A 12,474-nucleotide genomic window follows, 5' to 3' on the forward strand; every position below is an offset into this window, starting at 1 on the left:
TCTCTCATTCGGCCAGCCGTTTGCATTCATCGGCGACACGCTCGGCTGCATCGGTGATCGCGATGCGGCGGGCGGCCACGGCCATGTTCAATAACGTGTCTCGACGTCCTGCCAGCCAGACCAAACGGGCGGCCAACGAAGCCGGGGTCAATTCGCTCTGGGGCAGGAATTCGGCCGCACCGCCATCGACCAGGGTCAAGGCGTTGCGAGTCTGGTGATCATCCACTGCATGGGGCAAGGGGACGAAGATGGCTGCGACACCTGCTGCCGCAACTTCGGATACCGTCAGCGCACCTGCGCGACAAACAACCAAATCGGCCCAGGCATAGGCCCCGGCCATGTCCTTGATGAAGTCACTGACCTCGGCCTCGAGCCCCAACTGACGATAGGCTCCCCCCACCGACTCCTGGTTGCCGCGCCCGGTCTGATGACGCACCTCGATGGGCATGGCGGCCGCCGCGACGGCCAACGGCACCTGTTCGTTCAGCACTCTGGCGCCAAGACTACCACCAATGACGAGAAGGCGCAGTGGGCGCTCACCACTCCCCATCCGTTCGGTCGGCTCCGGCAGGGCGACCACTTCGCTGCGCACCGGGTTACCGACCACGGCGGTACGGCTGTTCGGGGCAAAGGCGCCGGGAAAGGCCATCAACACCCGCTTGGCGATGTGGGCCAGCAGCTTGTTGGTCATGCCGGCCGAGGCATTCTGCTCGTGCAGCAGCAAGGGGATACCACTGAGCCAGGCTGCGACCCCACCGGGGCCGGAGGCAAAGCCCCCCATGCCGAGCACCACGTCGGGGCGGATCTCCTTGAGCACTCTGCGGGCCTGCACAATCGACTTGATGATGCGATAAGGGGCCGCCAGCAACCGCTTGAGGCCGTTGCCGCGCACCCCCTGGATGTCGATAAAGGAGATGGGATAGCCGTGAGCGGGTACTAACTCCGCCTCCATCCGGTCGGCGGTGCCGAGCCAGTGTACACTCCAGCCCTGCTCCTTGAGTCGATCGGCCACGGCGAGACCGGGGAAAACATGCCCACCGGTACCCCCCGCCATCACCAACAAGGTCTTGCTCACTATGCCTCCCGCACGCGCGCCTGGGCACTCGCCTGACGCAGCTCGAAATCAATACGAATCAACATACTCACGGCCACTGACATGATGATCAGACTGGAGCCACCGTAGCTCACCAATGGCAGGGTCAGCCCCTTGGTGGGCATCATGCCGCTGGCAGCGCCCACGTTAACGAAGGTCTGGAAGCTGAACCAGATGCCGATACCGATGGCCAGATAGCCCTCATACAGGCGTTGAGCTTGCAGACAGGCATGGCCGAGGCGCAGTGCCTTGGCCGCCATACAAAATTGCAGCGCCAGCACCGCCAGCACGCCGATATAACCGAGCTCCTCGCCGAGGATGGCGAACACGAAGTCCGTGTGGGCCTCCGGCAGGTACTCGAGTTTCTGAATCGAGTTACCGAGCCCCTCGCCAAACCAACTGCCGCGACCGAAAGCCATCAGCGACTGGGTCAGCTGATAACCACTGCCAAACGGATCGGCCCAAGGGTCGAGGAAGGAGGTGACCCGCCGCATCCGATAAGGCTCGGCGATGATCAGGGTCACCACGGCGCTCACCCCCACCAAGATGAGACCGATGAACTGCACCAGCCGGGCGCCGGCCAAGAACAGCATGCCGAGGGTGGTGACGAACATCACGACCACCGATCCCAAGTCAGGCTGCAACAGCAGCAGGATGGCGAGCACGAACAGCACCGCCATCGGCTTCATGAAGCCGATGAAGCGCTCGCGCACCTCGTTCTGGCGCCGCACCAGATAGCCGGCCAGATAGACAAACAGAGCCAGCTTGCCGAACTCCGCCGGCTGTAGGTTGAAGGGCCCGAGGGGCAGCCAGCGCACCGAGCCATTGACGCTGCGCCCCGCCACCAACACCAGCACCAACATGATGATGGCGAGCAACAACATAGAGCCGTTGTACTGCTGCCAACGGGTCATCGGGATCTGCAACACCACCCAGGCGATGCCGAGCGCCATCACCAGAAACATGCCGTGGCGCTTGACGAACATAAACGGATCGTTGGCCAGCGAAATCCCCTCGGGGATCGAGGCCGAAGCCACGATGACCAGCCCAACCGACATCAAGGCAAAGGCCAGGGTCACCAGTTGGCGATCATAAAGGGCACCGGGCCGCTGGGGCATCAGCACGCCCCACAGCCAGATCCCGCTGCTACGCAGCCAGGCCTTCATAGGGCCATCACCTGTTCGGTGAAACGATCACCACGCGCCTCGAAGGACTTGAACTGATCCAGGCTGGCGCAAGCCGGCGCCAGCAGCACCCAGTCACCGGGACGAGCATCCGCAGCGGCACGGGCGATCGCCTCGTCCATGTCCGCCACCAGCTCGGTCTGCTCGCCGAGGGCGGCCAGCAGGGCGCCATCTTGACCGAAGCAGTACATCTTGTCGATCTGGCTGCCGAGCAGGGCCTGCAACGGCGCAAAGTCCTGCCCCTTGCCCTGGCCGCCGGCCAGCAGGATCAGCTTGCCCTTGACCGCCTCGCGCACCCCGGCGACCGCCGCCAGGGTGGCGCCGATGTTGGTGGCCTTGGAGTCGTTGATCCAGCGCACACCGTTCACCTCGCGCACGAAACGGGCACGATGGGGCAACCCCTCGAAGCGGCGCAGCACGGTGAGCTGCGGCTCACGCGCGATGCCGACCGCATCGCACAGCGCCATGGCCGCCAGGGCATTGGCCTGGTTGTGAGCACCGACGATCTTCATCTCATCCACCGCCAGCAGCGGCTCACCATAGAGCGAGAGCCAGAGGCGGCCATCGATATCGACGCGGCCATAGGCGCTACCATCGAGACCAAAGCTGCTCCAGGCGCTGCCGACATCCGGCCGGGTCAGGGGATCGTCGCGATTGATGAGGATGTGCTGGGAGTGCTGATGGATCTCCTGCTTGGCGGCGCGATAATCCGCCATGCCGTGGTAGCGATCCATGTGATCCTCAGAGAGGTTGAGCACCACAGAAGCGGCGGCGCGCAGACTGTGAGTGGTCTCGAGCTGGAAGCTGGAGAGCTCCAGCACATACAGATCGGCCGGCTGCTTGAGTAAATCCAGCGCCGGCGTGCCGATATTGCCGCCAACGCCCACCTTGAGGCCAGCCTCGGCAATCATCTCGCCGACCAGAGTGGTGACCGTGCTCTTACCGTTGGAGCCGGTGATGGCGACGATCGGGGCCTTGGCCTCACGCACGAACAGCTCGATGTCACCGACGATCTCGACACCGCGCTCGGCGGCAGCCTTGAGCTCGGGCGTCGCCAGCGCGATGCCGGGGCTGGCCACGATCAGGTGGGCCTGCTTGAAGCGCTCCTCGTCCAGACCGTGAACCAGCTCCACCTCGGGTGGCAGTTGATCGCGGCCGGGCGGGTTGGCACGGGTGTCCATCACCAGAGGAGTGACCCCCTTGGCCAAGAAGTAGTCGACGCAGGAGAGGCCGGTCTTGCCGAGGCCGATGATGATGACCATGGCTTACCTCACCTTCAGGGTCGCCAGACCCAGCAGCACGAGCACCAGAGTGATGATCCAGAAACGCACGATGACGCGCGGCTCCGGCCAGCCTTTCTTCTCGTAGTGGTGGTGAATGGGCGCCATGCGGAAGATGCGCACTCCACGCAGTTTGTAAGAGCCCACTTGCAGGATCACCGACAGGGTCTCCATCACGAACACACCGCCCATGATGACCAGCAGGAACTCCTGACGCACCAGCACGGCGATGGTGCCGAGCGCGCCGCCCAGCGCCAGAGAGCCCACATCCCCCATGAAGACTTGGGCTGGGTAGGTGTTAAACCACAGGAAACCCAGCCCGGCGCCGATGATGGCAGTGCACACCACCACCAACTCGGAGGTGTAGGGCACATAGGGAATGTGCAGGTATTCGGCAAAGTTGACGTTACCGGTGGCCCAGGCGATCAGGGCAAAGCCGGCGGCGACCATGACGGTCGGCATGATGGCGAGACCATCGAGGCCGTCGGTCAGGTTGACGGCGTTGGAGGTGCCCACGATGACGAAGTAGACCAGCACGATGAACAGCAGGCCGAGTTGGGGCATCACCTCCTTGAAGAAGGGCACCACCAACTGGGTCTGCCCTTCATGGGTGGCGGTGGCGTACAGGACGAAGGCCACGATCAGTGCTACCAGCGACTGCCAGAAGTACTTCCAGCGGGCGATCAGGCCATCGGTGTTCTTACGCACCACCTTGCGATAGTCATCGACAAAGCCGATGGCCCCATAGGCCCCCAGCACAAACAGCACCAGCCAGACATAACCGTTGTCGAGGCGGCACCACAGCAGGGTTGAGACAAAGATGGAGGCGAGGATCATCAGCCCCCCCATGGTCGGGGTACCGGCCTTGCTCAGGTGGGACTCGGGCCCCTCCTGACGGATCACCTGGCCGAATTTCAGCACTTGCAGGCGGCGGATAAGACGCGGCCCCATCCACAGAGCAAAGAACAGGCCGGTCAGGATCGACAAAATGGCGCGAAACGTCAGGTAGGAGAAGACGTTGAAGAAGGTGAAGTGCGGGGTTAGCAGTTCCGCCAGCCAGACTAGCATTGGGCCTGCTCCTGATGGTGCTTGACCATCTCGACGATCTCTTCCATTCGGGAGCCACGGGCCCCCTTTACCAGTACCGCTATCTCGGCGTGATTCTCAATCATGGTTGCCAGCACTTCGTACAATGACGCCTTGTTATCAAAATGTCGTCCGCCCGCCGCGTCTGCGGTATGACGGCTCTCTTCCCCGACGCAGAGCACGGCATCCAGGCCGCGCGCCTTGGCGTGACGACCGACCCGGGCATGCTGCTCGGCCGACTCGGCCCCCAGCTCGCGCATGTCGCCAAACACCAGCACCTTGTAGCCAGCCATGTTGGTCAGGGCATCAATGCCTGCCAGCACCGACTCGACGCTGGCGTTGTAGGTATCGTCGATCAGGGTCAGGCCACCCCAGCGCTGCACGCAGAAGCGCCCCTTGACCGGAGCCATGGCGGCAAGGCCATCGCGGATCGCCGTGAGCGATGCGCCCAGCGCCTGACAACCGGCGGCCGCCGCCAGGGCATTGCCGATGTTGTGGCGACCAGGGATAGCCAGAGTGACCGCCACTTCCCCTTGGGGGGTGACCATGACGAACTCGGCGCAGCCACTGGCATTCATGACGATGTCACGGGCGTGGAAGGGCTGGCGCTGATCGTCGATGGAGAAGGCGCAGCTGAGCCCACGCTCACGCCACTGGGGCCAGAACTCGTTGTCGGCATTGACGATGGCGCAGCCCCCCTCGCCGAGCCCCTCGAAGATCTCGCTCTTGGCGTGGAACACCCCTTCCAGGGAACCGAAGCCCTCCAGGTGTGAGGCTGCCACGTTGTTGATGAGGGCGGCATCCGGCAGGGCCAGCGAGGTGGTCCAGGCGATCTCGCCCGGGTGGTTGGCGCCAAGTTCCAACACGGCGAAGTCATGGCCGGGCTCGAGACGCAGCAGGGTGAGCGGCACCCCGACCTCGTTGTTGAAGTTACCGGCGGTGGCCAGCACCTTCCCTTCCCGCGCGAGAATGGCCGAGGCCATCTCCTTGACCGTGGTCTTGCCACAGCTGCCGGTGATGGCGAACACCTTGGGGTTCACCCGTTGGCGCAGCAGACGGCCGAGACGACCAAGGCCGCGCAGGCTGTCTTGCACCACCAACTGAGGAATGGCCAGCGGCAGCTCGCGCTCGACCAGCAGAGCGCTGGCGCCGGCGGCCATGGCCTGCTCGCAAAAATCGTGGGCGTCGAAACGCTCGCCACGCAGGGCGACGAAGAGAGAGCCGTGAGACAACTGACGGGTGTCAGTGCTGACGGCAGAAACAGGACAATCCTCTCCGATCAGGCGGGCATCGATGGCCGCGGCGATGTCGGAGAGTTGAAGGGTCATCATGCGAATGACTCCGGTAATGTGCGCAATACCTCGACGACCGTCTCACGATCGCTGTAGTGGTGCTTTTGCGTGCCGATGATCTGGTAATCCTCGTGGCCCTTACCGGCCACCAGAACGATGTCTTGCTGCGTCGCCTGGCTCAGTGCCAGACGGATGGCCTTGATGCGATCGTGCTCGACCTGCACCAGCTCGGGAGCCTGCAACCCGGCCACCATGTCGGCCATGATCTGCTGCGGTGCTTCGGTGCGCGGGTTGTCATCGGTCAGGATCACCCGATCGGCGCAGCGCTCGGCCATCGCCGCCATCATGGGCCGCTTGCCGCGATCCCGGTCACCGCCACAGCCGACCACACACCAAAGTTGCCCCTGGCAGTGCACCCGCAAAGCGGCGAGCGCCTTCTCGAGGGCATCCGGGGTGTGGGCATAATCGACCACGGCCAGGGGCTTGTCCTGGCCACCGAAACACTCCATCCGACCGGTCACCGGCTGCAAGGCGGGGGCGCTGGCGAGCAGGGCATCGAAGTCGTAACCCAGCACCAACATCACCCCGAGCGCGGCGAGCACGTTGGCCACGTTAAAGCGGCCCAGCAAGGGGGCGGATAATACACCATTCCCCCACGGCGAGTTAATCCGGGCGCGAAAACCTTGCTGATGAAATTCCAGCGCCGAGGCGAGGATCTGCGGGCCAGGATGGCCGGCCACGCCCCCCTCTAGGCTGTATGCCACGGCGGCAGGCCGGCTGGCCAGCCACTGACGCCCCACCTCATCATCACCATTGATGACGGCGCGGGCCTCATCCACCCGCTCCAGCAGCAGTGCCTTGGCCTCGGCATAGGCCGCCATGGTGCCGTGGTAGTCGAGGTGATCGCGACTGAGGTTGGTGTAGGCCACCGCATCAAACTGCAACCCCGCCACCCTGTGCTGCATCAGACCGTGGCTGGAAACCTCCATCGCCACCAGCTCGGCCCCCTGCTCATGCAGAGCGCGCAGGTTGCCCTGCACCTCAATGGCGCTGCCGGTGGTGTTGGCCGCCTCGACCAACTGGCCGAACAGGCCGTTACCCACCGTGCCCATGACACCGGCGCGACCGCCGAGCAGGGTGCGCCAGTTGGCGATCAACAGGGCCGTGGTGCTCTTGCCGTTGGTGCCCGTGACCCCGACCAGCTCCAGCGCCTCTGCCGGGTTCCCGTAAAAGCGCCCCGCCAGGGCAGAAAGATGCCGCGGCAGATCCGCCATGGGGATGCAGGGAACCGCCAGCTCTGGAGCCACAAAGTCATCGCCCGCCTCAAACAAGATGGCGGCCGCCCCCTGGGCTACCGCCTGCTCGATGAAACGGCGGCCATCCACCTGATGCCCCTTCACCGCGACAAACAGGGTGCCGGGCGCAACCCGGCGGCTGTCGAGGGTGATCGCATCAAGCGCGATGGCGGGCGCCGTCACGCCAAACGGCAGCAACAGTTGATCAAGTGCGGGGAACAAGGGGCGCCTCCTGACGGGCAAGCTTGGGATCCTGAACCGCCGTGTCGGCGTCGGGACGAATGTTGTAGAGCTGCAACACGCCGCCCATGGCTTCGGCAAACGGCGGGGTCGCCACGGCGCCACCATAGTAGGCCTTGCCCTTGGGCTCGTTGATCACCACCACCATGGCAAAGCGCGGGTTGCTGGCCGGTGCAAAACCGGCAAACCAAGCCATGTAATCCTTGCCATAGCCACCGGCCACGGCCACCTTGGCGGTACCGCTCTTGCCGCCAATGCGATAGCCCGGCACCTTGGCCTTGGGAATGGCGGAGTCAACCACATACTCGAGAGCACGCAGCATCGCCTTGGCATCGTTTTGGTTGATCACCTGCTCACAGGTGGGTTTTTTCTCCAGCTTGGTGACCGAGATGGGGTTACGACAACCGCTGTTGGCCAGGGTGGCGTAGGCCGACACCAGTTGCAGCGGGGTCACCCGCAGGCCATAGCCGAACGAGAGCGTCGCCCGCTCGATGTCAGACCAGCGGCGACGCTGGGGCAGCATGCCGCCGCTCTCCCCCATCAGGCCGCTACCGGACTCAATGCCGAAGCCGAGCATGCTGAGGGTGTTGATCATGTCCTGCGCCTGCATGCGCAGAGCGATGCGCGACATGCCGATGTTCGAGGAGTAGCGCAGTATGTCGTAGAGGTTGTTGGCGTGATGGACGCTCACGTCCTTGATCTGCTTGGCACCGATGAACAGGGGCTTGGAATCGATGAAATCGTCCCAACTGGTGACCCCGGCATGCAGCGCGCTGAGCAGGATCAGCGGCTTGACGGTCGACCCCGGCTCGTAGGTGTCGGTTACCACCCGGTTGCGCACCCGGAAGCTCTGGTACTGGCCGCGGTTATTCGGGTTGTAGGAGGGGGTGTTGACCATGGCGAGCACCTCGCCGGTCTTGATATCCAGCATCACCATGGAGCCGGAGGTCGCCATGTTCTCATCGGTCGCCTTTTTCAGCGCCCGGTAGGCGATGGACTGCACCCGCTGATCGATGCTCAGGTGCAGATCGTTGGCGTCTTTGCCCTCTTTCACCACACCGAGGTGCTCGATGACCCGGCCGTGCCTATCTTTACGCACCCGCATCTCGCCGGGAGTGGCGGTGAGCCAGTCGTTGTAGCTGCGTTCAATCCCTTCGATACCGTGACCGTCGATGTTGGTCACCCCCACCAGGTGGGCACTGATCTCACCAGTCGGGTAGAAGCGACGTGACTCGGGACGCAGGTAGACGCCACCGAGTTTTAGCCCCTTGATGTATTCGGCCACTGCCGGTGTCACCTGCCGTTGCAGGTAGACGAAGCGCTTCTTGGGGTTGGCAATCCGGTTTTTGAGGGTCTTGATATCGACTTTCAGCACCTCGGAGAGCGCCTGCCAAGCGCGCTCGTTCGCAATGGCGCCGGACTCATGTACCGTCTTGGGATCGGCCCACACCGCCTCGACCGGTACGGATACTGCCAACTGCTCTCCGTTACGATCGGTCACCATGCCACGCACTGCCTGGGTCTCAGTGGTGCGCAGGGAGCGCATGTCCCCCTCCTGGCGCAGGCGATCCGGGTCTATCACTTGGATCCAAGCCAAACGCAGGATCAAACCGCCAAAGGCAATACCGATGAAAAACAGCAGGGTTCGAAAACGCCACGGATGAACAGCGGCACTCTCCTTGCCGCCCGCCTTGGCCCCTTTACGGTTGAAGTTGATGCGACTCATGGCTCGATGATCACCTTTTCAGTGGTGACGATGGGGCGCGCCATCTGCAACTTCTCCATGGCCAGTCCCGCCACCCGCGAGTGCTCGGCCAGGGTACCCTGCTCGAGCAACAGATGACGCCACTCGATCTCGAGGGAGTCGCGCTCCGCCATCAGTTCGTTATATTGGGAGGTCTTGCCCCGGGTCATGTTGGTGACCAGGATCACCACGAAGGCCGTGACCAACACCGAAACGCAGAGCAGCAGTTGCACCTTATGGCGCCAGAGATCGACGAAGATCTCGCGCGACAGGTTGATGCGTTCGTCGGCCATGGTTACTCCCCGAGCCGTTCAGCCACCCGCAGCACCGAGCTGCGCGAACGGCTGTTGTGGCCCACCTCGTTATCGGAAGGCTTTTGCGCTTTACCAACCGCCTTGAGCTTGCGGTCGCCCTTGAGCTGCGCTTCGGTCAACGGCAGCCCGTGCGGAATTTCAGGCCCCTTCTCATGCTTGCGGATGAAGTGCTTGACCAGCCGATCCTCGAGAGAGTGGAAGCTGATCACCGACAAGCGGCCGCCGGCCTTGAGAATGGAGAGGGACGCATTGAGGGCGCTTTCGATCTCGTCGAGCTCGCTGTTGATGTAGATACGGATGGCCTGGAAGCTGCGGGTCGCCGCGTGCTTTCCCTTCTCTTTGCTCGGGTTGACCCGGGCTATCATCTCGGCCAGCTGGCGAGTGCGGGTGAAGGGGGTTTGGTCACGATCGTGGACGATGGCACGGGCAATCTTCTTGGCAAAGCGCTCCTCACCGAAGGTCTTGAGCACCCAAGCGATGTCGTCAATGTCGGCATGGGCCAGCCACTCGGCGGCGCTCTGTCCGCTGGTCGGGTCCATCCGCATGTCGAGCGGGCCATCCTTCATGAAACTAAAGCCTCGATCGGCATCGTCGAGTTGGGGCGAAGAGACCCCGAGATCCATCAAAAAACCATCGATTTGGCCGGTCAGGCCACGCTCGGCAATATAATCGGCAACCCCGGAGAAGGGGCCGTGCACGATTTCAAAACGGGGGTCTTGGATGGTGGACGCCTCGGCTATCGCCTGGGGATCCCGATCGATGGCGATCAGCCGGCCATGAGGACCAAGCTGCTCCAGGATCAGGCGGGAGTGGCCACCGCGACCAAAAGTGCCGTCGACATAGATACCGTCCGGCTTGATAGCCAGACCTTCGACCGCCTCGTTGAGCAGCACGGTGATGTGTTCAAAGCCTTGCGTCATTTAAAGGGAAAAATCCTGTAATCGTTCGGAGCCGGACCAGTCGTCCTCGGGCAGGCCCCGGATATCTTCTTCCACCTGCTGGTGCCAACGCGCTTCGTCCCACAGCTCGAACTTGTTGAGCTGGCCAACCAGCATCACCTTCTTGTCCAGTCCGGCGTGTGTACGTAGCGGCGCACTCAGCAGCAGGCGCCCGTTATTATCCAGCTCGCATTCGCTGGCATGGCCAAGCAGCAGTCGCTGCACGCGCCGCTCAGCCGCATTCATGTTGGAAAGGGAGCGCAGCTTGCGCTCTATCTCTTCCCATTCAGGCAGGGGATAGAGCAGCAGGCAGGGATGAGACAAATCGATGGTGCAGACCAGCTGGCCATCGCACTCGTCGCGAAGCCAATCCCGGAATTTGGTCGGAATAGCCAACCGCCCCTTGCTGTCGAGGCTGATGGCATGAGCGCCACGCAACACCCTGCATCCCCTAAAGTGGTTGAATGGTTATCGGATCATTAAAACCACTTTGATCCACTTTTCTCCACTTTAAAGTTTAAGGAGCCCACCTCGGCTTTTCAAGCAAGGAAGGGGGTCCGGCGAGACCAAAACAGCCGCAGCGTCTCCTGAAAAGAGGGAGGCGGCTGATTTTCCACAGAATATTCCTCGAGATAAACCTTCCCAAACGATAAGAAAAAGCCCCGCATCGAGATGCAGGGCTTTCAAATTGGGGAGTCAGCCTGTAAGCCGGGTTCTGTACCGGGTTGCCCCGGTGGCAATCATTCCTCTAGGCCTGCAATCGCTCGCAGGCTCCAGCAACCTACCCGCCCCCAACGCGGGCCGCGCCAAAGGGGGCCTATTTGGTCTTGCTTCGGGTGGAGTTTACCGTGCCACGAACTGTTGCCAGTCGCGCGGTGCGCTCTTACCGCACCCTTTCACCCTTACCTGATCCCTTGCGGGCCATCGGCGGTTTGCTCTCTGTTGCACTGGTCGTGGGCTCACGCCCCCCAGGCGTTACCTGGCACCCTGCCCTATGAAGCCCGGACTTTCCTCCCCTCCGCCCGTCTGCCCCGAGGGACACAACGACGAAGCAGCGATTGCCCGGCCGACTCCGGGCGCGGATTATAGCCGTCTTGCAGGGCTGGGGTAAACCGATAATCACCCCGGCCGGCAAATCAGTAGTGTTCGAGGCCGTACTTATAGAGGGCGTTCTTCTTCACCCCGTGGATTTCGGCGCACAAGGCTGCCGCCTTCTTGAGCGGTAATTCAGCCACCAGCAGCCCCAGGGTGCGGATCACCTCGGCCGGCAGATCCTCCGGGTCTTTACGCGCTCCCGCCACCATCAGCACCATCTCGCCACGGGTGCGGTGCTCATCCTCACCGAGCCAAGCCAGCAGCTCAGACGCGGGCAGGCCATGGATGGTTTCAAAGGTCTTGGTCAACTCTCGGGCCAGCACGACCTGGCGCTCCCCCAGGATGCGCACAATCGCCTCGACCGTCTCCAAAACCCGGCGTGGGGATTCGTAGAAAACCATGGTGCGGGGTTCATCGACCAGCTCTTGCAGCTTATCGTCACGTCCTTTGGACTTGGCCGGCAGGAACCCCTCGAAGGTAAAGCGATCCGTCGGAAGCCCGGCGGCGCTGAGTGCCGTAATGGCGGCGCAAGGGCCGGGCAACGGCACGACCTTGACCCCGGCCTCACGGCAGCGGGTCACCAGATGGTAACCGGGATCGCTGATAAGCGGCGTACCGGCATCAGAAACCAGGGCGATGCTTTTGCCCTCCTTGATGCGGCCAATCAGCACATCAGCCTTCTGCTGTTCATTGTGATCGTGCAGAGCAAAGGTCGGAACGGAGATCTGATAGTGACTGAGCAGGATACCTGTATGACGGGTATCCTCCGCCGCCACCAGATCGACGCTGCGCAGAATATCGAGGGCCCGCTGGGTGATATCCGCCAGGTTGCCGATCGGGGTAGGGACTATATACAGGGTTGGCGTGTCGTTCATGACCTCTCCGCAGACCCCGACAATTGTGTCGCCATATA

At 62.7% G+C, this 12,474-nt stretch carries 11 protein-coding genes and 1 other RNA gene; all 12 read right to left on the reverse strand.

The genetic code is table 11. The features are described from left to right. Positions 1–4: 4 nt before the first annotated feature. Positions 5–1,075, reverse strand: a complete 1,071-nt coding sequence (gene murG, locus FE240_RS14215) for an undecaprenyldiphospho-muramoylpentapeptide beta-N-acetylglucosaminyltransferase (protein ID WP_193001844.1) — start codon at positions 1,073–1,075, stop codon at positions 5–7. Beyond that, positions 1,075–2,259, reverse strand: a complete 1,185-nt coding sequence (gene ftsW / locus FE240_RS14220; protein WP_193001845.1) for a cell division protein FtsW — start codon at positions 2,257–2,259, stop codon at positions 1,075–1,077. Before ftsW ends, murG begins: the two co-directional genes overlap by 1 nt. Continuing rightward, entirely contained in the window at positions 2,256–3,539 is a 1,284-nt protein-coding gene (gene murD, locus FE240_RS14225) for a UDP-N-acetylmuramoyl-L-alanine--D-glutamate ligase (RefSeq protein WP_193001847.1), read from the reverse strand. Before murD ends, ftsW begins: the two co-directional genes overlap by 4 nt. A 3-nt stretch (positions 3,540–3,542) precedes the next feature. Continuing rightward, positions 3,543–4,625 carry a phospho-N-acetylmuramoyl-pentapeptide-transferase gene (gene mraY, locus FE240_RS14230; RefSeq protein ID WP_042045459.1) on the reverse strand — a complete coding sequence of 361 codons (1,083 nt, stop codon included), beginning with the start codon at positions 4,623–4,625 and terminating at the stop codon, positions 3,543–3,545. Then, complete coding sequence (locus FE240_RS14235; protein ID WP_193001849.1) at positions 4,619–5,974, reverse strand: UDP-N-acetylmuramoyl-tripeptide--D-alanyl-D-alanine ligase; 1,356 nt, start codon at positions 5,972–5,974, stop codon at positions 4,619–4,621. The genes mraY and FE240_RS14235 overlap by 7 nt, the downstream gene beginning before the upstream one ends. Further along, entirely contained in the window at positions 5,971–7,452 is a 1,482-nt protein-coding gene (gene murE, locus FE240_RS14240; RefSeq protein ID WP_226798832.1) for a UDP-N-acetylmuramoyl-L-alanyl-D-glutamate--2,6-diaminopimelate ligase, read from the reverse strand. The genes FE240_RS14235 and murE overlap by 4 nt, the downstream gene beginning before the upstream one ends. Then, complete coding sequence (locus FE240_RS14245) at positions 7,436–9,196, reverse strand: penicillin-binding transpeptidase domain-containing protein (protein ID WP_226798834.1); 1,761 nt, start codon at positions 9,194–9,196, stop codon at positions 7,436–7,438. Before FE240_RS14245 ends, murE begins: the two co-directional genes overlap by 17 nt. Next, positions 9,193–9,507 (reverse strand): cell division protein FtsL, encoded by a 315-nt coding sequence (ftsL, locus tag FE240_RS14250; RefSeq protein ID WP_042045453.1) that lies wholly within the window; start codon positions 9,505–9,507, stop codon positions 9,193–9,195. The genes FE240_RS14245 and ftsL overlap by 4 nt, the downstream gene beginning before the upstream one ends. A 2-nt stretch (positions 9,508–9,509) precedes the next feature. Beyond that, positions 9,510–10,448, reverse strand: a complete 939-nt coding sequence (gene rsmH, locus FE240_RS14255; protein WP_042045452.1) for a 16S rRNA (cytosine(1402)-N(4))-methyltransferase RsmH — start codon at positions 10,446–10,448, stop codon at positions 9,510–9,512. After that, positions 10,449–10,907 carry a division/cell wall cluster transcriptional repressor MraZ gene (gene mraZ / locus FE240_RS14260; protein ID WP_193001852.1) on the reverse strand — a complete coding sequence of 153 codons (459 nt, stop codon included), beginning with the start codon at positions 10,905–10,907 and terminating at the stop codon, positions 10,449–10,451. It lies immediately after the preceding gene. 247 nt (positions 10,908–11,154) lie between these two features. Beyond that, positions 11,155–11,540, reverse strand: an RNA gene (gene rnpB, locus FE240_RS14265) — RNase P RNA component class A. Positions 11,541–11,602: 62 nt separating this feature from the next. Continuing rightward, a complete protein-coding gene (gene rsmI / locus FE240_RS14270; protein ID WP_193001853.1) occupies positions 11,603–12,436 on the reverse strand; it encodes a 16S rRNA (cytidine(1402)-2'-O)-methyltransferase in 834 nt (277 codons plus the stop codon). Positions 12,437–12,474 lie beyond the last annotated feature (38 nt).

The sequence above is a fragment of the Aeromonas simiae genome, assembly GCF_014892695.1.
GTDB lineage: Bacteria > Pseudomonadota > Gammaproteobacteria > Enterobacterales > Aeromonadaceae > Aeromonas > Aeromonas simiae.

What these genes read in the sequence shown, in the direction of transcription:
- ftsW (WP_193001845.1), bottom strand. Translation starts at nt 2,259, where the DNA reads ATGAAGGCCTGGCTGCGTAGCAGCGGGATCTGGCTGTGGGGCGTGCTG.
- murD (WP_193001847.1), bottom strand. Translation starts at nt 3,539, where the DNA reads ATGGTCATCATCATCGGCCTCGGCAAGACCGGCCTCTCCTGCGTCGAC.
- mraY (WP_042045459.1), bottom strand. Translation starts at nt 4,625, where the DNA reads ATGCTAGTCTGGCTGGCGGAACTGCTAACCCCGCACTTCACCTTCTTC.
- FE240_RS14235 (WP_193001849.1), bottom strand. Translation starts at nt 5,974, where the DNA reads ATGATGACCCTTCAACTCTCCGACATCGCCGCGGCCATCGATGCCCGC.
- FE240_RS14245 (WP_226798834.1), bottom strand. Translation starts at nt 9,196, where the DNA reads ATGAGTCGCATCAACTTCAACCGTAAAGGGGCCAAGGCGGGCGGCAAG.
- ftsL (WP_042045453.1), bottom strand. Translation starts at nt 9,507, where the DNA reads ATGGCCGACGAACGCATCAACCTGTCGCGCGAGATCTTCGTCGATCTC.
- rsmH (WP_042045452.1), bottom strand. Translation starts at nt 10,448, where the DNA reads ATGACGCAAGGCTTTGAACACATCACCGTGCTGCTCAACGAGGCGGTC.
- rsmI (WP_193001853.1), bottom strand. Translation starts at nt 12,436, where the DNA reads ATGAACGACACGCCAACCCTGTATATAGTCCCTACCCCGATCGGCAAC.